Consider the following 25,138-nt stretch of genomic DNA (forward strand, 5'->3'; position numbering starts at 1 on the left):
GACCGACCGCGGTGACCGCGGCCCGCGCCGGGTGCTGCTCCCCGGCGCGGGCCGCGGTCACCTCCGGCGGCGGAAGGCCAACGGCTCCTCGACGAACGGCTCCCACGCCGCCCGCTCGACCTCGGTGATGCGGCGGGGCGCCCCGGTCGCCGCGTCGACCACGACGATCGTGGTCGACGCCTTCGCGTAGGGCGCACCGCCCGAGGTGGGACCGGTGCGCTCGAAGCGGGCGGCGCCGTCGTGCACCTCGTAGCAGACCTCGAGGCTCGCGCCGCCCAGGTGCCCGATCCACAGCTCGACCCGCACGGGCGTGCGCGTGAAGCCGAGCGGGCGCAGGTACTCGATCTCCTGCCGCGCGACGAGCGTGTGGCTCGTCGCGGCCGGCCCGGTCTCCAGGACCGCCGTCGGCCAGGCGTCCTCGCCGGCCTCGGGGTGGGTCCAGAACGCCGTGATGCGCGCGTCCTCCAGCAGGCGGAACATCTCGACGTTGTTCACGTGCGCGTACGCGTCGAGGTCCGACCACCGCAGGGAGACGGGGACGTGCAGACGGGTCATTCGGAGGTCCTCTCGCTCGACGGGGCGCGGCTGACGTTACCTTGTGACCGGCGGGTCAGGAGGCCGCCACGAGGGCCGCGGCGCGACAGCTCGCGAGCGCGGACAGCTCCTCGCCCACCGGGAGCCGCACGAGGCGGTCCGCGACCTGCCCGACGGCGTCGCGCAGCCGGCGTCGGGCCCGCGCCGCCCGGCGACGCCCGCCCACGGACGCGGCGGCGCGCGAGAGCAGGGCGACGAGGACGCCGACGACGACCCCGCCGAGCGCGAGCAGGGTCGGCCACGGCAGCTCCGGGGCGCCCGGTCCGCCGAGCGTCAGCACGGGCGTCGGCGGCTCGGGCAGGCGCAGGTAGGTGAAGCCCCACAGCGCGGCGAGCCACAGCAGCCCGGCGACGAGCGCCGCGAGCACGAGCCACTGGACCGCGCCCACGACGCGCCACCACACGGGGCGGCGCGACGCCTCGAGCTCGGTCCCGGCGACCGCCTGGTCGAGCGCGTCGGCGAGGTCCGCGGCGCCCTCGGAGGCCCGACGGCGCACGGCGAGCGCCCAGTCGCCCGGAAGGCCCGCGGTGGCCTCGGCCGCGTAGTCGCGCACGGCCGTCTGCGCGCCGGCGCGCAGGGCCGCGCCGACCGCGGGGAGCGACGTCCGGGCGAGCTCGGGGCGCACCTCCGCCTCGCCTGCCCCGAGCTCCTTCGCGGCGCGTGCCCGGGCCGAGCCCGGCGCGGGACCGGTCCGCAGCCCGATGCGCCGCAGCGGGTCGGGCCGGAACCGCCCCACCCAGCGCGTGACGGGCCAGCCGGTCGCGGCGCGCGCGTCGCGGACCGCCGAGCCCCGCACGGCCGCGACCACCGTCGGCACGCCCGCGGCGGCCTCGAGCGCGTCCACGAGGCCGTCGCGCGCCCGTCGCGCGGCGCGCTCCGGGACGGGTTCGCCGCACGCGGCGGCGACGCGCCGGGCCACGCCGCGGACGTCGGCGGCGAGCCGGTCGTTCGCCGCACGCCGTCGGGCCGCGGCGTCCGCGAGCAGCCCGCGCAGCTCGTCCAGACCCTGCCCCGTGCGCGCCGAGACCCCGAGGACGCGCGCGTCGCCGAGCCCGTCCTCCGCGGCGAGCCGGCGCAGGTCGGCGAGGCACGCGTCCGCGTCGGCGGGCGTCAGCCGGTCGACCTGGTTGAGCACGAGCACGACGACCGAGCCGTGCCCCGCGAGCGGACGCAGGTAGCGCTCGTGCAGCGCGGCGTCCGCGTACTTCTGCGGGTCGACGACCCACACGAGCAGATCGGCCCGCTCGACGAGCCGCTCCGCGCGGACGCGGTGCTCGACGACGACCGAGTCGTGGTCGGGCAGGTCGAGCAGCACGAGGCCGCTCGTGACCTCTGCGGCGCGCCGGCCCTTGAGGAGCGCGCGGAGCCCGCCTCCCGGCCGCGCGTCGCCCGGGTCGCCCGACGTGAGGGGCGTCCCCATCTCGTGCCGACGGCGTACCTCGAGCCAGTCGAGCAGCGCTCCCGCCTCGGGCGACCCGGCGGGTCCCCACACGGCCGCGATCGGGTGCGACGTCGTCGGCCGCTGCACCCCGACCGTCGCGAGGTCGTCCCCGGCCAGCGCGTTGAAGACCGACGACTTGCCCGAGCCCGTCGCGCCGGCGAGCGCGACGACGGTGTGGTCGGCCGAGAGGCCCGCCCGCTCGCGGGCACGCGCGACGACGGTGCGCGCGTCGGCGAGCAGGTCGGCGTCCACGCGCCCTTCGCCCGCGCGGACGGCGGTCTCGAGGGCGGTCGTGCGCGCGGCGAGGTCGATCGTCATGCGCGCTCACCGCCCAGCAGCCGCCGCCAGAACCCGGGGCGCGACGTGGGCTTCGAGCTCTCCTCGCCCGGCCCCGCGACCGGCTCGTCCTCCGGCGCCGCACGCCACCCCGCGCCGCGCAGGAGCCGCGCGGCGTGCCGCCCGACCGCGACGCGTCCCGCGTCGGGGCCGGTGCCTCGCGCGGAGCGCTCGACGCGCGCCGCCGCCTCGACCGCCCGCGCGGCCTCGCGCACCGAGCGCGCCGTCTCGTCCGCGTCGGCGGTGCCGAGCGCGTCGAGCTGGGCCGTGTAGCGCCGGGCCTCGTCGTCGAGCACGGCCCGCACCCGCTCGGCGAGACGCTCGCGCGCGGTCCGCGTGAGGCGCCGCACGGCGTCGTCTCCGAACACGGCCTCGAGCAGCTTCTGCGCGAGGATCGCCGTCCCTCCGGCGATGCCGACCTCGGCGCCCGTGAGGCCACCGGTCGACGCGAACACCACGACCATGAGGCTCAGCCCGAGCCCGTTGATCCCGAACGACAGCGCGCGTGCTGCCCCGCGCTTGCCCGCGCCCTGCTCGCGCACGAGGTCGAGCACGTCCGACTGCCAGCCCCGGATCTCCTCGGCGACCCGGGCCCGCACGCCTGCCGACGAGCGCGACAGGTCGAGCCCGTCCAGCAGCGCCGTGCCGGCAGGGTCGGCGCGCCACCCGCCGTACGCGCGCTCGGCGGCCGCGTCGGCCGCGTCGAGCACGACGGCCTCCAGCCCGTGCGCGATCGCCTGCTCCACCTGCGGCGCCTGCGCCGGGCGCCCACGGAAGAACGCCGCGACCGCGTCCCGCACGCGCCCCACGCCCTGCTCCACGGACCGGAACAGCTCGCTCGTCCCGACGAAGTCCTGCCAGCGCGCGAGCACCTCGCCGCGCAGCAGCGCCCCGTCGCTCGTCGCGGCGTCCACGGTCGCCGCCGCCTCGTCGTACGCACGCCCGACGACGGCCCGCAGCCGCGCGTCGGACGTCGCCTGGGCGTCGGCCGCGCCCGCCACGAGCACGGCCCGGCGCACGAGGTCGTCCACGACGCCGTCACGCGTCGCGGTCGCGACCCGGTCGCGCGCGTCGCCGTCGGCGCCGAGCGCGGACAGCCACGACGCGACCTCCGCGACGGAGGGCTCCGGGAGGAAGCCGTCCACCAGCTCGGACTCCCCCACCGCGAACAGCGGCGCGGCGTCCAGGCCGTTCTCGTCCATCATGCGGCGCAGGTCGTGGGCCACGGCCTCGGCGCCCGGGTCGACCCGGTCGAGCACGATCGCGACCTGCGCACGACGCTCGGCCGCGCGGTGCAGCAGGTCCCACGGGACGGCGTCGGCGTAGCGCGCGGCCGTCGTGACGAAGAGCCACAGGTCCGCGGCCGCGAGGAGCTGGGCGGCGAGCTCGCGGTTCGCCGTCTCCACGGAGTCGACGTCGGGCGCGTCCACGAGCGCGAGGCCCTGCGGCAGCGCGTCGCTCGCCACGAGCCGCAGCGTGCGCGTCGGGTCGGGCTGCGCCGCGGGAGCGGTCCCGCCCGGGGTCGCGTCGCCGCCCGGGCGCGGCCCGTGCTCGCTCACGCGCGCGAGGCCCGGCAGGACGCGGTCGGTCGAGAACCACCGCTCGTCGAGCGGGTGGTGGACCAGGACGGGCGCGCGCGTCGTCGGGCGCAGCACGCCGGGCGCCGACACGTGCTCGCCGAGCAGGGAGTTCACGAGCGTCGACTTCCCCGCGCCGGTCGACCCGCCGACGACGACGAGCAGGGGCGCGGCGTGCGAGCGCAGGCGCGGCAGCAGGTAGTCGTCGAGCTGGTGCACCGCGAGGTCGAGGTCCTCGCGCGCGGCGCCCGCTCCCGGCAGGTCCAGCGGCAGCCGCGCGGCCGCGAGCCGGCCGCGCAGGATCTCCAGGGACTCCACCAGCCCGGCCGTCGCCCCGGCGCCCGCCGCGACCCCGCCGGGGCGCGGGCCGTCGGCCATCGGCTCGGGGACGCCGCGGACCGCGTCGTCTCCGGGGTCACCGCTGGCCGTCATGCCGCCAGTCTGCCGGAACGCCGCTGGTCAGGCCCGGCGGGACACGGTCAGGTCTCCGCCGGCGCGCCCGAGGCCGACCCGCCGGCACCAGATCGGCCCGCCCGGCACGGCGTCGAAGCGTCGGTCGGGGCCGCACGGGTCGCTCTCGCGGCTGCGGCTCACTCCCCCAGGCGGCGCCGGAGCCACGCGACCCCGACCTCGGCCTGCGTCCGCTGGAACGCCCGCACGTGCGGGATCCCCGGGGGCGCAGGGTCGAGCGAGGACGCGAGGAAGTACCCCGTGAGCGCGGCGAGGTAGCAGGTCACGGCGTCGGGCTCGACGTCCCGCGGCAACGGGTGGCGCCGCAGCACCTCCTCGGGCGGCGGCCCGCCCTCGACCTGCACGGCCGGGAGCATGCCGACCGCGTCGCAGAACGCGGCGCCGCGCGCGGCGTACGGCCAGTCGACGGCGACCGCGACGGACCCGTCGTCGGGCCCGAACGCGGCCCGGTCCACGAGCAGGGCGTTGTCGCCCCGGAGGTCGCCGTGGACGAGGTGGTCGCCCGCCGTGGCCTCGGGCCACGGCTCGGCGAGCGCCGCGAGGCGGTCGAGCCGGGCCGTGACCCACGGGTCGTACGTGCTCAGGCCCCGCGGACGGCGGTCCGCGAGGTCCTCCCACTCGCGCCACCCGACGGTCTCGGCGAAGCGTGGGAGCGGCGAGTCCGCAGGGACCTCCACCTCCGCGACACGGCGCGCGAGGTCGGCCACCGCGGCGAGCTCGTCGTCCCGCCACGGCGTCGCGACGGCCCGTCCCGGGACGGCGTCGAACGCGAGCGCGACCCACTCGCCGGCCCCGTCGAGGGTGCCGTCGAGGACCCACCGGAGCGCGGGCGCCGGGGTGCCCGCGGGCAGCGCCGCGGCGACGCGCGCCTCGAGCCGGTACAGGTCGCGGGTGAACGCGTGCTCGGGCCCGACGGCCTTGACGAACACGGCGCCGTCGCTCGTCCGGAGCGTCGACGCGAGGCCCTGCGAGTAGCCCCCGTCGTGGCTCGTCCACCCCGAGACGTCGGTACCGAGCCGGGCCTCGACGGCAGCGCGCACCTCCGGCGGGAGGTCTGTCCAGGACGGCCGCACGCGCGACGGAGCGAGGTCGAGGGTCATGCGACCCGATCCTGGCGAGGGTTCGAGCGTGCCGTCAACGCGTTTCCACGCCTCTGCGCCGCCCGGCCGCAAAGACCCACGGACGCACGGACGCCGGGCGGGACGAGTCCCGCCCGGCGTCGTGGTCGATCGAGGTCGCGGCGTCAGTCGCGCGTGAGCTTGCGGTACGTCACGCGGTGCGGGCGGGCCGCCTCCGCGCCGAGACGCTCCACCTTGTTCTCCTCGTAGGACGCGAAGTTCCCCTCGAACCAGTACCAGCTCGCCGGGTCCTCCTCCGTGCCCTCGTACGCGAGGATGTGGGTCGCGACCCGGTCGAGGAACCACCGGTCGTGGGACACGACGACGGCGCAGCCGGGGAACTCGAGCAGCGCGTTCTCGAGCGAGCCCAGGGTCTCGACGTCGAGGTCGTTCGTCGGCTCGTCGAGCAGCAGGAGGTTGCCGCCCTGCTTGAGCGTGAGCGCGAGGTTGAGACGGTTGCGCTCGCCGCCGGACAGCACGCCCGCGGGCTTCTGCTGGTCCGGACCCTTGAACCCGAACGACGCCACGTAGGCGCGCGACGGGATCTCGACGTTGCCGACCTTGATGAAGTCGAGGCCGTCGGACACGACCTCCCACAGCGTCTTCTTGGGGTCGATGCCGCCGCGCGACTGGTCGACGTAGGAGATCGACACGGTCTCGCCGACCTTGAGCTCTCCGCCGTCGAGCGGCTCGAGCCCGACGATCGTCTTGAACAACGTCGTCTTGCCGACGCCGTTCGGGCCGATGACGCCGACGATGCCGTTGCGCGGCAGCGTGAAGCTCAGGCCGTCGATGAGCTGACGCCCGTCGAAGCCCTTCTGCAGGTTCGACGCCTCGAGGACCACGTTGCCCAGGCGCGGGCCCGGCGGGATCTGGATCTCCTCGAAGTCGAGCTTCCTCGTGCGCTCGGCCTCGGCGGCCATCTCCTCGTACCGGGCGAGACGAGCCTTCGACTTGGTCTGGCGGCCCTTCGCGTTGGAGCGGACCCACTCGAGCTCGTCCTTGAGGCGCTTGGCGAGCTTCGCGTCCTTCTTGCCCTGGACCTGGAGGCGCTCCTGCTTCTTCTCCAGGTACGTGGAGTAGTTGCCCTCGTACGGGTAGAGACGCCCGCGGTCGACCTCGCAGATCCACTCTGCGACGTGGTCGAGGAAGTAGCGGTCGTGCGTGACGGCGAGGATCGCGCCCGGGTACGTCGCGAGGTGCTGCTCGAGCCACAGCACGGACTCGGCGTCCAGGTGGTTCGTGGGCTCGTCGAGCAGCAGCAGGTCCGGCTTCTCGAGCAAGAGCTTGCACAGCGCGACGCGGCGGCGCTCACCACCGGAGAGCACCGACACGTCGGCGTCCGGCGGCGGGCAGCGCAGCGCGTCCATCGCCTGCTCGAGCTGGGAGTCCAGGTCCCACGCGTCCGCGGCGTCGATCGCCTCCTGGAGCGTGCCCATCTCCGCGAGGAGCGCGTCGAAGTCCGCGTCGGGCTCCGCCATGAGCGCGGAGATCTCGTCGAAGCGCTGCTTCTTGGCGAGGATGTCCGCGACGGCCTCCTGCACGTTGCCGAGCACCGTCTTCTCCTCGTTGAGCGGCGGCTCCTGGAGCAGGATGCCGACGCTGTAGCCCGGGGAGAGACGCGCCTCGCCGTTCGACGGCGTGTCCAGGCCGGCCATGATCTTGAGGATCGTGGACTTCCCGGCGCCGTTGGGGCCCACGACGCCGATCTTGGCGCCGGGCAGGAAGTTCAGGGAGACGTCGTCGAGGATGACCTTGTCTCCGTGCGCCTTGCGCGCCTTGTACATGGAGTAGATGAACTCAGCCACAGCCTGTCGTTCCACCGTTTCGGTCGGGAGAGGTACGGGATTCGTCGACCACTCAGCCTACGCGGTCGGGCCGCCGGGGACGCGCCCGACGGCACCGCGACCCCACAAGATCCCGGCACCGCCCGCGCGACCCCGTCTCAGACCGCTGCCGGCTCCTCGGCGTCGACGTCCTCCCCCTCCGTCGCGGCGCGGGCCGCGGCGTCCGCCGCGGAGCTCTCCCCCGACGGCTCCCCGGCCTCGCCCGCGAGCGCCGCGCCGACGTCCGCGAGCGTCCACGGGTCGTCGAGCGCCGGCGCGTCGTGCGCCGCGAGGCCGGGGTCGTCGGCCCGGCGGTCCGGAGCGTGGGCGCCGTCGGCGGTGGCACCGGTCGCGTCACCACGCCGCGCGCCGTCGTCCTCGCGCCGGTGGACCGTGCGCGCGAACCGGGCCTCCCCGAGGGACAGGTCGGGTCCGAGCGCCGTGGCCTCCACGACGAGGCTCGTGCGCGGGCCGTCGGGGCCGTCCCACTCGTCCAGCGAGAGGCGTCCCGTGACGACCACGGGGTCGCCCTTGTGGAGGGACAGCGCGACGTTGCGCGCGACGTGCTTCCACGCCTTGACCGTGAACCACAGCGTGCGGCCGTCGACCCACTCGCCGCGCTCGCGGTCGAGGTAGCGGCGCGTCTGGGCGATGCGGAAGCTCGTGAAGTCGTTGCCGGACTGCGAGCGGAAGAGCGTGGGCGTGGTCGCGACGAAGCCGGACAGCGTGACCGTGACGTCACCGGGCATGGTTCCTCCTGAGGTCGGCGGCCGGGCTGGTCCCGGCCACCGCCTCAGGGTGCGGTGGGGGCGGCGGCGCCGTCCGTCGTCGTGCCACCGTCTGTGGACGGGCCCGTGACCTCCGGGCCTGTGGGTAGCCGTAGAGCCCCGGTGAGCGGTGCCGCGGGGGCCTTGTCCCGAGCGGACTGTGCCAGCTCGCGCACCTGGCGGTGGGTGTCGAGCAGCGCCTGGGTCGGTGTGCCCATCGCGTCCTGCACGACCCGCTCGATCGCTCCCCGGCCGGAGGCGAGCACCTGCTGCTCGCGGCGTCGCGCGAGCGTGCGGCGCACCTGGAGCGCCACGAGGAACGCGACCACCGCGCCGAGCACCGCGACCGCGGCCACGACCGCGCACACCGTGACGAGGGTCCTGCCGAGGTCGAGCACGCGCAGCGAGCCCAGCACGGCGAGCACGCCCGCGACGACCCCGATGCCCAGCGCCGTCCACGCCGCGCGCCGCGTCGGCCGCGAGGACGACGGACCGCGCGTGTCGAGGGGGATCTTCGCGAGCGACGAACGCGTCGCCTCGGCCACCTTGGGCGCCGGCGCGACGGCGTCGTCGAGGGCCTTCTGCCAGCCGGGCCGCAGCGACCGCCCCGCGCGCGCGAGCCAGCGCGAGCGCGAGAGCGCGACGGCGTCCGGCTGCGGCGGCGAGAACTCGGGCCGCCCGTACCCGTTGCGCACCGCGGCGCCGACCTGGCCGGCGACCGCGGCGAGGCCCGTCGCGTCGGCGAGCGCGTCGACCTCCTCCTCGACCGCCGTGCTCATGGTCCACGGGACGTCGCCCGGGAGCTGCTCCAGCAGGAGCGCGCCCGCCCGGTCGAGCTCACCCGCGACGCGGCTGGCGGCGACGCTGCGCCGCGCGACCGCCTGCTCGAGCAGCGAGCGCAGCTCGTCGAGCCCCTCGCCCGTGCGCGCGGAGACGGTCGTGACGTAGACGCCTTCGAGACCGTCCTCCTCGAGCAGACGGCCCATGTCCTCGACGAGCGCCGCGCGGCGCGCCTCGGGGACGGTGTCGATCTGGTTGAGCGCGACGACCATCGATCCCTCGAGCCCCGTGGACTTCTGGAGGTAGCCCGAGTGCAGCGCGTCGTCCGCGTACTTCTGCGGGTCCACGACCCACACGAGCAGGTCGACGAGCGGGAGCACCCGGTCGACGACGTCGCGGTGAGCCGGCTCGATCGAGTCGTGGTCCGGCAGGTCGAGCAGGACGAGGCCGCCGAGGGCCGACTCGTCCTCGGCGTCGAGCTCGCCGTCGCGCGTGATGCGGCGCTCCGGGTCCACGGCGAGCCAGTCGAGCAGCGCCGTCGCGGCGTCGCTCCACGAGCACGCGGTGACGCGCGCCGTCGTGGGGCGCTTCACGCCCACGTCCGCGAAGTCGAGGCGCGACACGCGGTTGAACAGGCTCGACTTGCCCGACCCGGTGCCGCCCGCGAGCGCGACGACCGTGTGGTCGACGCCGAGCGCGAGGCGCTCGCGCACGCCGCCGATCGCGTCGCGCACCTGGGCCGCGACCGCGGGGTCGAGGCGGTCCCCCGCGAGGTCCACCGCGCGCGCGAGGTCGTCGACCCGGGCACGCAGCTGGGCATCGTGGGACGTCACATGAGCCTCCTCAGCTCGGCGAGTCGTAGGCGCAGCCCGACGGCCGCGTCGGCGGCGAGCGCCGGGTCGGCGAGCGCCGTGAGGACGGGTTCGGCCTCGCGCTCGACCATGGTCGCGGCCCGGTCTGCCAGGTCGTCGCGCAGCGCCGTGAGCGCGTCGTCGCCCGTGTCGGCCAGGACGGTCCGCACGAGGCGTGCTGCGTCGTCGCTCCCGGCGGCGCCCGCGAGCAGGAGGGCCGCGAGACCTGTCTCGCCGAACGCCTTCACCGCGCCGCGCGCGGCCTCGGTCGCCGTCGGCGCCGCGAGCTCGGCGACGACCTGCTCGGCACGCCTGGACCACTGGAGCGCCTGGGTCGTGGCCGCGGCCTCGCGCCGCGCCGCGGCGTCCTCCTCGGTCGGCAGGACTTCGGCCGCACCCGGCAGCGGACGGTCGCCGTCGACGGCCGCGCGCAGTGCGTCGTGGGCGAGGACGCCGTCCGCGGCGAGCGTCCGGCGCGCGGCCTCGCGCGTCTCTTCGAGGAGCGGGGCGAGCACGAGGTCGCGCGCCCGGCCCCGGCGCTTGGACGACCGAGCGACGCCGCCGCGCACCTTGACACGGTCCACGCGCTCGGCGCCGGTCACCTGGGCCCACCGCGCCTCGAGCGACCCGTGCGCGACCGCCCCGTCCAGGGCCGCCTGCCGGGCGGCGTCGCGCACCGGCGGGATCGCCTTCTCGACGGCCGAGCGCAGGTCCGCGGCCGCCTCGACCTGCTGCTCGACGGCGTCGGACACGCCGGTGACCCAGTCGGGCAGCGCACCGAGCGCCCCCTTGAGCGTGCGCACGATCACCGCACGCGAGCGGTCGGGTCCCGCGAGCATCGTCAGCCACCGCGCGACCGGCGCGACGACCGAGCGGTCGAGCAGACCCTCGTGCGGGCCGACGTCCGGCACGACGAACAGCGGGGTGCCGTCCATGCCGTGGTCGCGCAGGCGCTGCAGCAGGTCGCCGCGGATCGTCGTGAGCGTCTCGCGCGGGACGCGGTTGAGCACCATCGCGACGCTCGCCCCGCGCTCCTTCGCGCGCGAGAGCGCCTGCCAGGGCAGCGCGTCCCCGTAGCGCGAGGCGGTCGTGACGAACAGCCACAGGTCGGCCGCCTCGAGCAGCAGGCCCGCGGTGTCGCGGTTCTCCGACAGCAGCGAGTCGAGGTCCGGGGCGTCGAGCAGCCCCGTGCCGCGCGGGACGCCGTCGTGGTCGACGACGCGCGCCACGCGCGTCACCGGTCCCTCGACGATGACGTCCGCGTCGAGCGGGTTGAACGCGAGCACCGGCTCGCGCGTGGTGGGCCGCAGGACGCCCGCCTGCGACACCTCCTCGCCGAGCAGCGAGTTGTACAACGTCGACTTGCCCGCGCCCGTCGAGCCCGCGATGACGACGATCGCGGGCGACGACAGCTCGCGCAGCCGCGGCAGCAGGTGCTCGTCGAGCTGCGTGAGGAGCCGGCGCCGCGAGGCGTCCGACTCCGCGGCGCCGTCGATGGCGAGCGGGAGGCGCACGTCCGCGACGTCGCGGCGCAGGTCGCGCGCGACGTCGTAGACGGTGACACCGAGCTCCTCGGTCGCCTGCGCGGGCCTCCACGAGCCCGGCGACCGGCCGGGCGCGGACGGGCTCACGTCGCTCGTGGCGGCGTCTGGGGTTCTCACTGGTTCATAGTGACGGCTGCCGAGGGCCCCGCCAAACGCACGCGCCGGACGACGCGCAACCACCCGACCTGCGGCTCCACCGCCGCGGCCCCGCCTCCCGAGGACGCCCGGCTCCCACTACGATGGTCGCGCGCCTCGATAGCTCAATGGATAGAGCAACGGCCTTCTAATCCGTAGGTTGCAGGTTCGAGTCCTGCTCGGGGCACCACTCACGCGTCCGGTTCGACGGTGAAACCCGCGCGCTCGGCGGCGGCGAGGAACGCCGCGAGGTCGGGCGCCTCCCGCAGCAGCGACCCGAGCACGCCCTCATGCTCCGGCGCGGAGAAGCTGCCAGTGGCGAAGGGGTGCGTGACCAGCCGGACACCGGGCAGCGGGGCCGGCACCGAGACGCTCACGAGAGTCCCCGGCTCGCTGCGCACGACGAGCACGACCCGCCCGTCCCGCAGGACGCGGTACCGCGGGACCGTCTCGTCCGTCCTCTCGTCGCGGACCCGCCCACGGTACGGCCCGGCCGGCGCTCAGACGATCGCCCCGCACGCTGACGCCCCTTCCCCCGATGGCGGCACGCACGTCCGCGGAGGTCGTGCGCAGCGAGCTCTCGCAGACGGACGACGGTGCGCGGGCGGAACTCGTCGGCCGCCCGGACGTTGGGCCCGACATGGGGAGTTCTCACCCTCTCGATCCCCGGAAAGGGTAAAGATCGAGCCACCCGCCGTAGATATACTCGCCCGACCGGCGCAAGCCGGTTCCGCCCGGTTCGCCCGGGTCGAGGGGTGGCTCGCGAGGGCGCCCCGACCGCCACCGACGGCGTCCGACGGCACGCACGAGCGAAGGACAGACATGACCGAGGCAGCACCGCTCCAGCCCCCCGCACCGACGGAGACCCTCACGCTCAGCGCCCCGGAGCCCGTCAAGCCCGTCGCCGCCACGCAGGCGCCCGCGCTCGCGCCGCGCATCGACGAGGCGGCGATCCCGGGCCTCGAGTCGAAGGTCTCCTCCTACCTCGACCAGCTCCTGTCGACGGACACGCGCTCGCCGGAGTTCGCGGCGAAGGCCGACGACGTCCGCAAGATGGGAGACAAGGACATCCGCGCCGCGGCCGACGTCTCCAACCGCATGCTCGAGATGCCGGTCAAGGAGCTGCGCGAGGGCGGCGTCTCCGAGAGCTCCAAGGTGAGCAAGTCGCTGCTCGAGCTGCGCCGCACGGTCGAGGACCTCGACCCGAGCGAGGCGAGCGTGGGCAAGAAGTTCCTGGGCCTCATCCCGTTCGGCGGCAAGATCCAGGACTACTTCCGCCGCTACGAGAGCTCGCAGAAGCAGCTCAACGCGATCGTCCAGTCGCTCTACAACGGCCAGGACGAGCTTCGCAAGGACAACGCCGCCCTCAACCTCGAGAAGCAGAACCTCTGGGACTCGATGGCGCGCCTCAACCAGTACATCTTCATCGCGGAGCGCCTCGACACCGAGCTCTCGACGAAGATCGCGGAGCTCGAGCCGAGCGACCCGGAGCGCGCCCAGGCTCTGCGCGAGGACGTGCTGTTCTACGTCCGCCAGAAGCACCAGGACCTGCTCACGCAGCTCGCGGTGTCCATCCAGGGCTACCTCGCGATGGACATCATCATGAAGAACAACGTCGAGCTCATCAAGGGCGTCGACCGCGCGACGACCACGACGGTCTCCGCGCTGCGCACCGCCGTGATCGTGGCGCAGGCGCTCGCGAACCAGAAGCTCGTGCTCGACCAGATCACGGCGCTCAACACGACGACGTCGAACATGATCGCCTCGACCTCGAAGATGCTGGCCGACCAGTCGGCGAGCATCCAGCAGCAGGCGGCGAGCGCGACGGTCGGTCTCCCGCAGCTCCAGCAGGCGTTCGCCAACATCTACGCGACGCTCGACTCGATCTCGACGTTCAAGACGCAGGCGCTCGACTCCATGGCGCAGACCATCGGCGTCCTGGAGACCGAGACGACGAAGGCGAACGAGTACCTGGACCGCGCCCGCCGCTCCGACCAGTCGCAGGCGGGCAGCGGCTCGCTCGACATCGGTCGGCTGTGACGCGCCGTCCCCCGACCACCCCGCCCCGCACCACAGATCGGACCCCGAGCTAGATGGGCTGGTTCTCCGACGTGATCGGCCGCCTCGGCGGCCGGTCCCCCGCGCCCGAGCCCGCGCTCGAGCTGCCCGCCCCGCCGACGTCGGCCGAGATCCTCGCCTCGGTCGAGCGGGTCGAGCAGCAGATCGAGGGACGCGTGCCGCCGGCCGTCACGGCGCGCGTGCACCGCATCACCGGCACGGTCGAGGAGATGGTGCCGCGCCTCGACCGCCTCGGCGGCGGGTCGCAGCAGGCGCACACCGTCGTCGCGACGGCCACGAGCTACCTGCCCGAGTCCGTCGGGGCGTACCTGCGCCTGCCGCGCGACTTCGCCGACCGGCGGGTCGTCGCGCAGGGCAAGACGTCGCTCATGCTGCTGTGCGACCAGCTCGACCTACTCGGCGTCACGCTCGACAAGATCTCCGACGCGGTCTCGCGCGCCGACGCCGCGGCGCTCGTCGCGCACGGCGCGTTCCTCGCGGAGAAGTTCCGCGACTCGTCGATCGCGCTCGACCCCGGGGCGGGCCAGGGCACGCCCCAGCCGCCGAGCGGCCCGCCCGCGGAGCCCGGACGACTGGAGGCACCATGACCGGCCCGGTGACCCCGAGCCTCGCGGCGTCGCTCGACGCGCTGGAGGCTGCCGCGCGCGCCGCGGGCGTGGAGGAGGAGGCGGCACGCGACGAGGGCGCCCGGCTCGCGGCGGCCGTCGCCGAGTCCTCCCCCGGAGCCCCCGCCGCGTGGCTCGCCGCGCTCGGGCACGACCCCGCCGCGACGGGCGCGTTCTTCACCGCCGCGTCGAGCGCTCGGCGCTGGCGCACGTCGCCGACGGACGTCCTCGCCGCCCTCGGCGCGGCGCGCTCGAAGCACGCCGCGGCCTACGGGCGGGCGCTCGCCGACGTCGCACGCGCGGCCGGGCACCTCGGCTCGCCCGGCCCGCACGTGGCCGGGGCCGCGGCGGCCACGGCGGCCGTCCAGCAGTCGGGCACCTCCCCGGTGCCGGCCCCGGCCGCCGCTCCGGGCGTCGGCCGGGCCTCGTCGGGCCCGACGGCGGCGCCCGCCGCGGGAGGACCGGTCGCCGCGCGCCCGGCGACCGGCGGCGTGGACCCGTTCGACCTCGGCGACCTGCTCGCCGGGCAGGGCTCGCTCGAGGCCCTGCGACGCCCGGCGCCCGAGGTCCCGTCCGTCGAGTCGATCCTCGACGCGCTCGGCGCACGCCCGACGGCGGCGCCGCCCGGGCCGACGCCCGCCTCGTCGTCGAGCACGACGACGTCGGGCAGTCAGACCGGCACGCCCGCGGGAGGCGCCTACGCCACGGCCGCGCGCGCCGAGGCGGCGACGACGACCGAGGTCGCGGCCGAGGAGGAGCCGCCCCGCTCGATCGAGGAGCTGCTCGCCGAGCTCGACGCGCTCACGGGGCTCACCCGCGTGAAGGACGAGATCCACCGCCAGACCGAGCTGCTCCGCGTCGAGAAGCTGCGCACCGAGGCGGGGCTGACCCGCCCCACACTGACGCGCCACCTCGTATTCCTGGGAAACCCCGGTACGGGCAAGACGACGGTCGCGCGCCTCGTCGCGGGGATCTACCGCGCGCTCGGGCTGCTCGAGAAGGGCCACCTCGTCGAGGTCGACCGCTCCGAGCTCGTCGCCGGCTACCTGGGCCAGACCGCGGTGAAGACGTCCGAGGTCGTCGCGACCGCGCTCGGCGGCGTGCTGTTCGTCGACGAGGCGTACGGGCTCGCGGAGGACCAGTACGGCGCCGAGGCCATCAACACGCTCGTCAAGGACATGGAGGACCACCGCGACGAGCTCGTCGTCATCGTGGCGGGCTACCCCGGGCCGATGGCCGACTTCCTCGCCACGAACCCCGGCCTCGAGTCGCGGTTCTCCACGACCATCACGTTCGAGGACTACGCCGACGCCGAGCTGCGCGACATCTTCGCGGGCATGGCGGCGAAGGCCGACTTCGAGCCCACGCCCGAGGCGCTCGAGGTGTTCGCGCGCCTCGCCGCCGCGCAGCCGCGCACCGAGGGTTTCGGCAACGCGCGCTGGGCCCGCAACGTGCTGGACGCCGCGATCGCGCGGCACGCGTGGCGGCTCAAGGACACCGAGGCGCCGACGATCGACGAGCTCCGCCTCCTGCTGCCCGTCGACGTCGTCGACGGCGAGGGCGCCCCCGCGCTCCTCGCCACGCTCGACCCGCCGAAGACCGAGGACACCCCGACCGCGGACGCGCCCACCGACGACGCACCCGAGTCCGCCCCCTCCACCGCCGAGGAGAACGCATGACGACCACCCCGGTCCGCCCGGCGGGCCAGCAGATCGTCCCCGCGGGCGGCCCCGCGCCGGGCGGCCCCGCGGCCGCCCCGCCCGGGGCTCCCGCCGGTGCGCCGAACGCCACCGTGTCCCGCGCCCGGGGCGCCCTGCGCCGCACGCCCGGCAAGCTGCGGCTCGTCATGGCCCTGTGCGTGCTCGCCGCCGTCGCGCTCGGCGTGCTCGGCTTCCAGGCGGGCAGCGTCCAGTCGCGAGCGCTCGGTGCCGCGAGCGAGGACACCGCGCAGCTCGTCGGCGTGCAGGAGGTGCGCAACGCGCTCGTCGCGGCCGACGCGACGGCGACCGGCGCGTTCCTCGTGGGTGGTCTCGAGCCCGCCGACCAGCGCGCCCGGTACGACGACCTCGTGGACCAGGCGGCGAACGGCCTCGCCACGCTCTCCGGGAGCAACGAGGGCGACGCGGAGCTGCTCGGCCAGGTCGCGGCCGACCTCACGGTCTACACGGGCCTCGTCGAGCAGGCGCGCGCCAACAACCGGCAGGGCTTCCCGGTCGGCTCGGCGTACCTCGACCAGGCGTCGACGATCCTGCGCGAGCAGATGCTCCCGGCGCTCGACGAGGTCGTGCTCGACGACGCCGACCGCGTCGCCGCCGACTTCTCGGGTGTCCGCAACGCGCTGTGGGTGCTCGCGGGCGGGCTCGTCGCGCTGGCCGTGCTCGTCGTCAGCCAGGTCTGGCTCGCGCGTCGCACGCACCGCGTGCTCAACGTCGGGCTAGCGGTCGCGACCGCCGTCGTGCTCGTCGTCGGCATCGTGTCCACGGTCCTGCTCGCCCAGGCGAGCTCGCGCGCGCAGGACGTGCGCACCGGACCCTACGCCGCGACGCTCGCCGCGTCGCAGGCGTACTCGCTCGCGAACGACGCGAAGTCGATGGAGGCGTTCACGCTCATCAAGCGGGGGTCGGGGCAGGCGTACGAGGAGGCGTTCGTCACCGCGACGGACGACGCCGCGGCGCGGCTCGACACCGCGACGTCGGAGGGGATCCTCGACGGGTCGACCGCCCAGGCCCTCGACGCCTGGGTCACCCGGCACGCGGACATCCGCGCGCTCGACGACGCGGGCCAGTGGGACGAGGCGGTCGCGCTGGCGACGGCGACGGACCCCGAGAGCCCCAACGCCGCGTTCGACGCGTTCTCCGCGTCCGCGCGCGGCGACATCGAGACGAACGCGGCCGCCACGAGCGAGCGCCTGGACGGTGCGGCGACGACCGCGACCGTGGCGGGCTGGCTCCTGCTGGCCGCGGGCCTCGTCGCAGCGCTGCTCGCGTGGCGCGGCGTGACCGCACGACTGGAGGAGTACCGGTGACCACGACGCCCGCCACCCCCGACCGGAGCCGTCGCGCCGGTGCCCGCCGGCGCCGCAGCGGCGTCGTGACGACCGGACTCGCCTCGGCGCTGGCCGCGGTGCTCGCGCTGGCCGCGTGCTCGGGACCGTCCGGCGCGGACGACCTCCGCCTCACCGAGGCACCGCAGGACGAAGCGGCCGAGGAGGCGCCGGCCGCGCCGGCCGCTCCCGCGGAGTGCGCCGACCCGCTCGCCTCGTACGCGCCCGAGGGCGCGCTGCCCGGACCCGACGCTTTGCCCGGCGGCAGCACCATGGCCGCGATCCGCGACCGCGGCTCGCTGATCGTGGGCGTCTCGGCCGACACGTTGCTCATGGGCGCGCGCAACCCGTTGTCCGGCCAGATCGAGGGCTTCGACATCGACGTGCTGCACGAGATCTCGCGCGCGATCTTCGGCGACCCCGACCGGCTCACGTTCCGGGTCATCACGTCGGGTCAGCGCCTGGAGGTGCTCGAGAACGGCGAGGTCGACCTCGTCGCGCGCGCGTTCACCATCACCTGCGAGCGCTGGGAGTCCATCGCGTTCTCGGCGGAGTACTACCACGCCGGCCAGAAGGTGCTCGTCACGCGCGACTCGACCGCGAGCGGCATCGCGGACCTGGAGGGCCAGCGCGTGTGCGCGCCGGAGGGCACGACGACCCTCACGCGCCTTGAGCAGTTCTCCGGCATCGAGCCCGTCCCCGCCACGACCCACACCCAGTGCCTCGTGCTGTTCCAGCAGGGCAAGGTCGACGCGATCACGGGCGACGACACGATCCTCGCCGGCTTCGCGGCGCAGGACCCGTACGCGAAGGTCGTCGGCGAGGCGATCAGCGACGAGCCGTACGGCATCGGCGTCCCTGCGCAGAACGTCGACATGGTCCGCTTCGTCAACGGCGTGCTCGAGCAGATGAAGTCCGACGGGCGCTGGGCCGCGATCTACGGCGAGTGGCTCGGCGGGCTCGGCCCCGCCCCGGCCCCGCCGACCGCGGTGTACGGCCGCACGCCGTGACGCGCACGACGGCACCCGAGGCGCCGGGACGGCTCGGCGAGGCGATCCCCGCCGCCGACCTCCTGGCGTACCTCGCCGCGCTCGAGACCTGGCTCGACGAGCGGCGCACGGAGCTCGACCGGCTCGACGCCGCCGCGCAGGCCGCCGCGACGCCCGACGCCTACACGGCCGACCTCGTGCTCGCGCTCTCGCTCTGGCAGGCGATCCGCACGCGCGCGGACGAGATCCGGCCGGTCTGGGACTCGGGCCGGGCGGACGCCGTCGCCCGCGAGAAGATCTCCCAGCTCGTCTGGGGGCGCCTCGACTCCGGGTCGGGTGCCGCGCTCGTCTCGCTCGTGGAGGCGGTCAAGCTGTGCGACGCGCTCGTCGTGCAGCTGCGCACGCGACTGTCCTTCGACCCGCACACCGCCGACCAGGTCGCGCGGCTGCGCGGCGTGCGCGCCGAGCTCGTGCGCTGCGAGGACCTCGCCGGCTCGGACGCCGACGCGCGCGGGCGCGTCGAGACGCTGCGCGGGCGCCTCGACCACCTCGTCGCGCAGGCCGCGCGCGGGGCCGACGTCTCGGGCCCGCTCGCGGAGCTCGAGACCGAGGTCGCGCGGGCCGAGCGCGACCTCATCGTGGCGTCGGCGCAGCGCCGTGAGCTGCGCCGCGACCGCGCACGGACCGAGGAGCAGCGCGCCGCGCTGGAGGCCCGCGAGCCCGCGCTGCGCGAGCTCGTCGCACGCTGCCGGCGCGAGATCGCGCACCCGCCCCGGCTCGCCGTCCCCGACGTCTCGCGACTCGGCCCCGTCCCCGACTCGCGGTTCGAGCTCGACGCCTACGCGGCGCGGCTCGCGACCGTGGCCCGCGCCGTCGAGACCGTCGAGGACGCCTACACCCGGCCCCTGCGCGAGCGCGCCGAGCTGCGCTACAGCCTCGAGCGGCTCGCCGCGAAGGCCGAGGCCAACGGGCGCGCGGCGTCGCCCACGGTGCGCTCCGGCCACGCCGAGGCGCGCGAGGCCGTCGAGGCGGTCCCGTGCGACGTGACGCTCGCGCGCTTCCTCGTCGAGCAGTACCAGTTCCTCACCCGCGACCTGCCCACCCCGGAAGGAGCGTCGTCGTGACCACCACCGCGACCGTCCCGTGCTCGGAGCCCGGCTGCCCGGGCACCATCGAGGACGGCTACTGCAACGTCTGCGGCGCGCCCGCGGGCGGCTCCGGCGGCACGCCGACGGGGACCTCGTCCGGCACCGCCGGGGCACCCGCCCCGGGGAGCGCCGCGGCCGCCTCGCCGTCGGCGATGCTCGGCACCGGCTTCGTCCAGGGGCGCCCCGGGGCGTCCACCGGCGGAGCAGACCCCGACGCCGAGCGCTCCACGCGCACGGGCCGCACGAGCTCGAGCCGCCTGGCGTCCACGGCGCTCGGCTCGGCGCGCACCGCGGCGACCGGCTCGAAGGCGACGCGGCGCGTCGGGACGTCCTCGACGCGACTGCGCGGGCGCGGCCTCGGCGCCGGGCTGACGACCGTGCCGTCCGTCCCCGCGCGCGACCCGCTGCAGTCCGTCATGGCGGTGCCCGAGGTCGCCGAGCGCAAGCGGTTCTGCCCCGCGTGCGGCGAGAAGGTCGGCCGCGGACGCGACGGCCAGCCCGGCCGCACGTCCGGCTTCTGCCCGCACTGCGGCAACCGGTTCGACTTCACGCCGCAGCTCCAGCCGGGCGACCTCGTCGGCGGGCAGTACGAGGTCGTCGGCTGCCTCGCGCACGGCGGCCTCGGCTGGATCTACCTGGCGCGCGACCAGAACGTGTCCGGCCGGTGGGTCGTGCTCAAGGGCCTGCTCAACTCGGGCGACCCGGACGCGTACGCGGCCGCGATCTCCGAGCGGCAGTTCCTCGCGGAGGTCGAGCACCCGCTCATCGTCGAGATCTACAACTTCGCGATGCACGACGGCGCGGGCTACACCGTCATGGAGTACGTCGGCGGCGAGTCGCTCAAGGAGATCCTCCAGGCGCGCCGCGAGGCCAACAACGGGGTCATCGACCCCATGCCCGTGGACCAGGCGCTCGCCTACGTGCTCGCGATCCTGCCCGCGTTCGCCTACCTGCACGACCACAACCTGCTGTTCTGCGACTTCAAGCCGGAGAACGTCATCCAGCAGGGCGACGGCGTCAAGCTCATCGACCTCGGCGGCGTGCGGCGCGCCGACGACATGACGTCGGCGATCTTCGGGACGGTCGGGTACCAGGCGCCCGAGGTGGCGGAGGTCGGTCCCTCGATCGCGTCGGACATCTACACGATCGGCCGCACGCTCGCGACGCTCGTGCTCGACTTCCGCGGCAACACGACGACCTACGTCGCGTCGCTCCCGCCGGTCGCCGACACGCCCGTGTTCCAGCAGTACGACTCGTTCTACCGTCTGCTCGCCAAGGCGTGCGCGCTCGATCCCGCGGACCGCTTCGCGACCGCCGACGAGATGCGCACCCAGCTCCTCGGTGTGCTGCGCGAGGTCGTCGCGGCGGACGCGGGCCCGGGCAACCCGGCGCTGCACTCGGCCGCGTCCGTGCTGTTCGAGGCCCCGGTCGCCGACGTGGCGGCCCGGCCGCTCGCGTGGGACGAGCTCCCCACGCTGCGCCGCGACGACCACGACCCGATGGCGAGCTGGCTCGCCGGGGTCAACGTCGTCGACCCGGACGCGCGCCTCGCCGCGCTCGCCGACGCGCCCGAGGACACCGTCGAGGTGCGCCTCGCGCGCGCCCGCGCGGCGATCGAGGCGGGCCGCTTCGACGTGCTGCGCGACACGATCGGCACGATCCTCGCCGACGACCCGTGGGAGTGGCGCGCGGCGTGGCTCGGCGGCCTCGGCGAGCTCGCCCAGGGCGACCCGGTCGCTGCGCGCGCGTCCTTCAACGCGGTCTACGGCCAGGTGCCCGGTGAGCTCGCGCCCAAGCTCGCGCTCGCGGCGGCGTGCGAGCTGAGCGGCGAGCCGGACATCGCGGAGTCGCTCTACGTGATCTGCGCGCGCACCGACGCCAACTACACCGCGCCCGCCGCGTTCGGTCTCATGCGCATCCGGGAGGCGCGCGGCGACCTCGACGGCGCCCTGCACGCGCTCGACCTCGTCGGCCCGACGCGCGGGTCGTACGTCGAGTCCCGCACGCTGCGCGCGCACCTGCTCGCCGAGTCGGGGCGCGGCCTGCCCGCGCTCGCGGACGCCATGGCGAGCGTCGCCGCGGTGTCGATCGCGCCGCGCGAGCGCGCCGAGCTCTCCGTCGGCGTGCTGCGCTCCGCGCTCGAGACCGTCACGCGCTCCGGGCCCGAGCCGACGACGCGGATCGCGGGCGTGCCCGCGGACGAGCCCGCGCTGCGCGACGCCCTCGAGGGCGCGTACCGCGAGCTCGCGTCGCTCACGGACTCGCGCGACGAGCGGATCACGCTCGTCGACCGTGCGAACGAGGTGCGCCGGTGGACGATCCGATGAGCGAGTCCCCGGCCGCCTCCCCCGGCGGCGCGGTCGCGGAGCCGTCCGACGTGCTCGCTTGCCCCGCGTGCGGGGAGCCGTCGCCCGACGGCGCCCGGTTCTGCGAGGCGTGCGGCACGCCGCTCGCGGCGCTCCCGCCGGCGGGCGAGACGCCCGACGCCGCCCCCGACGGCGGCGCGCCGTCCGAGGCCACGCCCTCGGACGCGGCGACGTCGGACCCCGGGGACGGGGAGCCGTCGGCTCCCGCCGCGCGACCGTGCGTGCGCTGCGGTGGCCGCGTCGCCGAGGACGGGTACTGCACCGAGTGCGGCGAGCCCGCAGCCTCGGAGCGCGACCACTGGGCCGAGCGGCCCGCGGCGTGGGTCGCCGGCGTGTGCGACCGCGGCGTGCGGCACTCGCGCAACGAGGACGCGATGGCGCTCGCCGCGAGCGCGTCGGCGACCGCCGAGCGCGCGTTCGCCGCGCTCGTCGTGTGCGACGGCGTCTCCTCCGCCCCCGACTCCGACGTCGCGAGCCTCGCGGCCGCGCGCGCGGCACGCGACGTCCTCGCCGCCGGTGCTCCGGAGGGTGCCTCCCCCGTCGTCGGCGAGCCGACGGCGCGGGTCGCCGCCTGGTCCGCGCTCGTCGGGGACGCCTCGCGCGCCGCGCAGGACGCGATCCTCGCGACCGTGGGCGCGATGGCCGACCGCGAGAACCCGCCGTCGTGCACGTTCGTCGCGGCGGTCGTGGACGGCCCGCTCGTGGTGACGGGCTGGGTGGGCGACTCGCGCGCCTACTGGATCCCCGACGACGGGGAGGCGCACCAGCTCAGCGTCGACGACTCGTGGGCGCAGGAGATGATGGCGCAGGGCATCCCCCGCGCCCAGGCGGAGAGCTCGCCCCAGGCTCACGCGATCACGCGCTGGCTCGGCCCCGACGCGCCGGACCCCGTCGCCCGGACGGCCGCGACCTTCCCCGACCGTGACGGCTGGGTGCTCGTGTGCTCGGACGGACTGTGGAACTACTGCTCCCCGGCCGCCGACCTCGCCGCGCTGCTCCACGACACCCAGAGGCGGGTCGGCGACGAGCCCCGCACCGTCGCCGGCGCTCTCGTGGACTGGGCGAACGCCCAGGGCGGCCGGGACAACATCACGGCGACGCTCGCGCGCTTCGTCCGGTCGTCGACCGCGGCCCCCGCGGAGCTCGACCCGGACCTCGAGACGACGATCCCGAGGACCTGACCCGGCCGTTCCCCACCGTCCGGCACGACCCGCCCACGACCCGATAGCCTGCACGAACACCCGCACCACCGAAGGAGCCCCCATGGCCGAGTTCGCCGCCGAGGTCTACCAGAACGAGTTCCTGTCCGAGGGCGCCACGGACGTCCACGCGATCGTCACCGTGACGTGCACGGGTGCCGGCAGCGCGGGGAGCGCCAGCGGTGCGGGCGGGGTCGCCGAGATCATCATGGTCGACACGTCCGGGTCGATGTCCGGCCGCAACATGGAGGCCGCCAAGCACGCCGCCCAGGTCGCCGTGGACCAGATCCTCGACGGGACGTGGTTCGCGATCGTGGGCGGCAGCCACGTCGCGAACCGCATCTTCCCGTACCCCAACGCGCGCATGGCGATGGTCCAGATGGAGCCGGGCGCGCGCGCCGAGGCGAAGCGCGCGATCTCGATGCTCACGCCCGGCGGCGGCACGGCGATGAGCACGTGGCTGCGCCTCGCGGACCAGCTCTTCGCGACCGTCCCGCAGGCCACCCAGCGGCACGCGATCCTCCTCACCGACGGCAAGAACGAGTCGGAGCCGCGCGCGAACCTGTCCGCGGCGGTCCGCGACGTCACGGGCCACTTCCAGTGCGACGCGCGCGGCGTCGGCTCGCGGTGGCAGGTCGACGAGCTGCGCGAGATCTCGACCGCTCTCCTCGGCACGGTGGACCTCATCGCGGACCCGAACGAGATCGCGGCCGACTTCGAGAAGCTCATGCAGGCGTCCATGGCCCGCGGCGTGGCCTCGGCCGACCTCCGCGTGTGGGCCCCGCAGGGCTCCCAGGTGCTGTTCGTGCGCCAGGTCGCGCCGACCGTCGAGGACCTCACCCACCGCCGCTCCGAGGTCAACCCGCTCACGGGCGCCTACCCGACCGGCTCGTGGGGCGACGAGTCGCGCGACTACCACGTCGCCGTGCGCGTCGCGTCGAAGCCGGTCGGGTCGGAGCAGCTCGCGGCGCGCGTGCAGCTCGCGGTGAACGGCGAGGTCGTCTCGTCGGGCCTGGTCAAGGCCAAGTGGTCCGACGACGAGTCGCTCACCACGCGCATCAACCCCGAGGTCGCGCACTACACGGGCCAGACCGAGCTCGCCGCGGCCATCCAGGAGGGCCTCGCCGCCAAGGCGGCGGGCGACGAGGCGACGGCGACCGTCAAGCTCGGGCGCGCCGTGCAGCTCGCCCAGCAGACCGGCAACGACGAGGCGACGTCGCGGCTGCGCAAGGTCGTCGACATCGACAACGAGGAGCAGGGGACGGTGCGCCTCAAGCGCAACACCTCGACCCTGGACGAGATGGCGCTCGACACCGCCTCGACGAAGACGACCCGGGTCCGCCGGTGAGCGCCGTCGTCTGCCCCAACGGGCACCCGTCCGAGTCGACCGACTACTGCGACGTGTGCGGCGAGCCGATCGGCGCCGCGTCGGCACCCGTCGCGTCCGCCCCGAGCGGCTCGGCGCCCGCGCCGGGCGGCGCCGCGACCGCGCCCGCGACGACGTGCCCGAACTGCGGGTCCCCGGCCCCCGACGGCGCGCTGTTCTGCGAGAACTGCGGCTACGACTTCACGACGGGCGCCCTGCCCGACCCGGTCGAGCCCCCGTCCGCGCTCTCGCTCGACCCGCCGTCGCGCCCGACACCGCCCGCACCCGCGGCACCCGCGGGAGGCACGGCCTCGGGGTCCACCCCGCCCGCGCCGTCGGCCTCCGGCGCGACCCCGGCGTCGTCGTCGACCCCGCCCCCGCTGCCCGCCCCGACGACGCCCACCGCTCCCGAGGCGGGTGCCGCAGGCGAGCCGGCCGACCCGGGCGTCCCCGCGACGTCGGGCACCCACCTGCCCACGCCCCCGGTCCCGGGACCGGACCAGTGGGTCGTCGAGATCTGGATCGACCCCGACTGGTACACGGCCCAGCAGCCCGAGGACCCGATGCCCTCCGCGGGACTGCCCGGTCTCGTCGTGCTGCGCGAGCGGAGCGTGCTCGTCGGGCGGCCGTCGGTGTCGCGGGGCATCCACCCGCAGGTCGACTGCGGCGCGGACACCGGCGTCTCGCGTCGGCACTGCCAGCTCAGCACCGACGGCCAGCGGTGGTGGGTCGAGGACCTGCAGTCGTCGAACGGGACCTACGTGAGCCCCGCGGGCGAGCCGCTCCCGACGGACCCGATCCCCGCCGGCCAGCGCCGCGAGCTGGCCGACGGGGACCGGATCTACCTCGGCGCCTGGACGCGGCTCGTCGTCCGCAAGGCGCTCCCGGGCGAGGTCTGAGCCG

19 protein-coding genes and 1 tRNA gene are annotated in these 25,138 nt (G+C 75.7%); 11 read left to right on the forward strand and 9 right to left on the reverse strand.

Annotated elements, in window-relative coordinates; genetic code table 11:
- Positions 1-57: 57 nt before the first annotated feature.
- The 8 genes from JN535_RS07995 to JN535_RS08030 all read right to left on the reverse strand — a co-directional run bounded on the left by JN535_RS07995 (position 58) and on the right by JN535_RS08030 (position 11,422).
- Positions 58-555 carry an acyl-CoA thioesterase gene (locus tag JN535_RS07995; RefSeq protein ID WP_205204823.1) on the reverse strand — a complete coding sequence of 166 codons (498 nt, stop codon included), beginning with the start codon at positions 553-555 and terminating at the stop codon, positions 58-60.
- A gap of 55 nt (positions 556-610) precedes the next feature.
- The gene (locus tag JN535_RS08000) at positions 611-2,353 is read right to left on the reverse strand and encodes a GTPase (protein ID WP_205204826.1); all 1,743 of its coding nucleotides are present in this window, start codon (positions 2,351-2,353) and stop codon (positions 611-613) included.
- A complete protein-coding gene (locus JN535_RS08005) occupies positions 2,350-4,380 on the reverse strand; it encodes a dynamin family protein (protein WP_374100486.1) in 2,031 nt (676 codons plus the stop codon). The genes JN535_RS08000 and JN535_RS08005 overlap by 4 nt, the downstream gene beginning before the upstream one ends.
- A 158-nt stretch (positions 4,381-4,538) precedes the next feature.
- Complete coding sequence (locus JN535_RS08010; RefSeq protein WP_205204828.1) at positions 4,539-5,519, reverse strand: phosphotransferase family protein; 981 nt, start codon at positions 5,517-5,519, stop codon at positions 4,539-4,541.
- 143 nt (positions 5,520-5,662) lie between these two features.
- Positions 5,663-7,345: an energy-dependent translational throttle protein EttA gene (ettA, locus tag JN535_RS08015; RefSeq protein WP_205204830.1), complete on the reverse strand. Its 1,683-nt coding sequence runs from the start codon at positions 7,343-7,345 to the stop codon at positions 5,663-5,665.
- A 137-nt stretch (positions 7,346-7,482) separates the two neighbouring features.
- A complete protein-coding gene (locus JN535_RS08020; RefSeq protein ID WP_205204839.1) occupies positions 7,483-8,112 on the reverse strand; it encodes a single-stranded DNA-binding protein in 630 nt (209 codons plus the stop codon).
- Positions 8,113-8,156: 44 nt separating this feature from the next.
- Positions 8,157-9,743: an ABC transporter gene (locus JN535_RS08025; protein WP_205204841.1), complete on the reverse strand. Its 1,587-nt coding sequence runs from the start codon at positions 9,741-9,743 to the stop codon at positions 8,157-8,159.
- A complete protein-coding gene (locus JN535_RS08030) occupies positions 9,740-11,422 on the reverse strand; it encodes a GTPase (RefSeq protein WP_307868416.1) in 1,683 nt (560 codons plus the stop codon). Before JN535_RS08030 ends, JN535_RS08025 begins: the two co-directional genes overlap by 4 nt.
- A 132-nt stretch (positions 11,423-11,554) precedes the next feature.
- Here JN535_RS08030 and JN535_RS08035 point away from each other — a divergent pair.
- Positions 11,555-11,630, forward strand: a tRNA-Arg gene (locus JN535_RS08035).
- A 1-nt stretch (position 11,631) separates the two neighbouring features.
- Here JN535_RS08035 and JN535_RS08040 read toward each other — a convergent pair.
- On the reverse strand, positions 11,632-11,850 hold the full coding sequence (locus JN535_RS08040) for a hypothetical protein (RefSeq protein ID WP_205204843.1): 219 nt from the start codon (positions 11,848-11,850) through the stop codon (positions 11,632-11,634).
- A 412-nt stretch (positions 11,851-12,262) separates the two neighbouring features.
- Between JN535_RS08040 and JN535_RS08045 the strand changes: the two genes are divergently transcribed.
- The 10 genes from JN535_RS08045 (at position 12,263) to JN535_RS21530 (ending at position 25,134) form a co-directional block, all read left to right on the forward strand.
- Positions 12,263-13,480, forward strand: coding sequence for a toxic anion resistance protein (locus JN535_RS08045; protein WP_205204845.1), 1,218 nt, complete (start codon positions 12,263-12,265; stop codon positions 13,478-13,480).
- Between the two features lie 53 nt (positions 13,481-13,533).
- A complete protein-coding gene (locus JN535_RS08050) occupies positions 13,534-14,106 on the forward strand; it encodes a hypothetical protein (RefSeq protein WP_240200848.1) in 573 nt (190 codons plus the stop codon).
- Complete coding sequence (locus tag JN535_RS08055; protein WP_205204847.1) at positions 14,103-15,803, forward strand: AAA family ATPase; 1,701 nt, start codon at positions 14,103-14,105, stop codon at positions 15,801-15,803. Before JN535_RS08050 ends, JN535_RS08055 begins: the two co-directional genes overlap by 4 nt.
- Positions 15,800-17,149 (forward strand): hypothetical protein, encoded by a 1,350-nt coding sequence (locus JN535_RS08060; RefSeq protein WP_205204849.1) that lies wholly within the window; start codon positions 15,800-15,802, stop codon positions 17,147-17,149. The genes JN535_RS08055 and JN535_RS08060 overlap by 4 nt, the downstream gene beginning before the upstream one ends.
- Entirely contained in the window at positions 17,146-18,177 is a 1,032-nt protein-coding gene (locus JN535_RS08065) for a glutamate ABC transporter substrate-binding protein (protein WP_307868419.1), read from the forward strand. The genes JN535_RS08060 and JN535_RS08065 overlap by 4 nt, the downstream gene beginning before the upstream one ends.
- Positions 18,174-19,280 carry a hypothetical protein gene (locus JN535_RS08070; RefSeq protein ID WP_205204851.1) on the forward strand — a complete coding sequence of 369 codons (1,107 nt, stop codon included), beginning with the start codon at positions 18,174-18,176 and terminating at the stop codon, positions 19,278-19,280. Before JN535_RS08065 ends, JN535_RS08070 begins: the two co-directional genes overlap by 4 nt.
- Entirely contained in the window at positions 19,277-21,631 is a 2,355-nt protein-coding gene (locus JN535_RS08075; protein WP_205204859.1) for a serine/threonine-protein kinase, read from the forward strand. The genes JN535_RS08070 and JN535_RS08075 overlap by 4 nt, the downstream gene beginning before the upstream one ends.
- On the forward strand, positions 21,628-22,851 hold the full coding sequence (locus JN535_RS08080) for a PP2C family serine/threonine-protein phosphatase (RefSeq protein WP_205204869.1): 1,224 nt from the start codon (positions 21,628-21,630) through the stop codon (positions 22,849-22,851). Before JN535_RS08075 ends, JN535_RS08080 begins: the two co-directional genes overlap by 4 nt.
- Before the next feature lie 82 nt (positions 22,852-22,933).
- Positions 22,934-24,217 (forward strand): VWA domain-containing protein, encoded by a 1,284-nt coding sequence (locus JN535_RS08085; protein ID WP_205204871.1) that lies wholly within the window; start codon positions 22,934-22,936, stop codon positions 24,215-24,217.
- On the forward strand, positions 24,214-25,134 hold the full coding sequence (locus JN535_RS21530) for an FHA domain-containing protein (protein ID WP_205204878.1): 921 nt from the start codon (positions 24,214-24,216) through the stop codon (positions 25,132-25,134). Before JN535_RS08085 ends, JN535_RS21530 begins: the two co-directional genes overlap by 4 nt.
- Positions 25,135-25,138: the final 4 nt, after the last annotated feature.

The organism is Cellulosimicrobium cellulans (genome assembly GCF_016921195.1).
In the GTDB taxonomy this organism is placed as follows: domain Bacteria; phylum Actinomycetota; class Actinomycetes; order Actinomycetales; family Cellulomonadaceae; genus Cellulosimicrobium; species Cellulosimicrobium cellulans_F.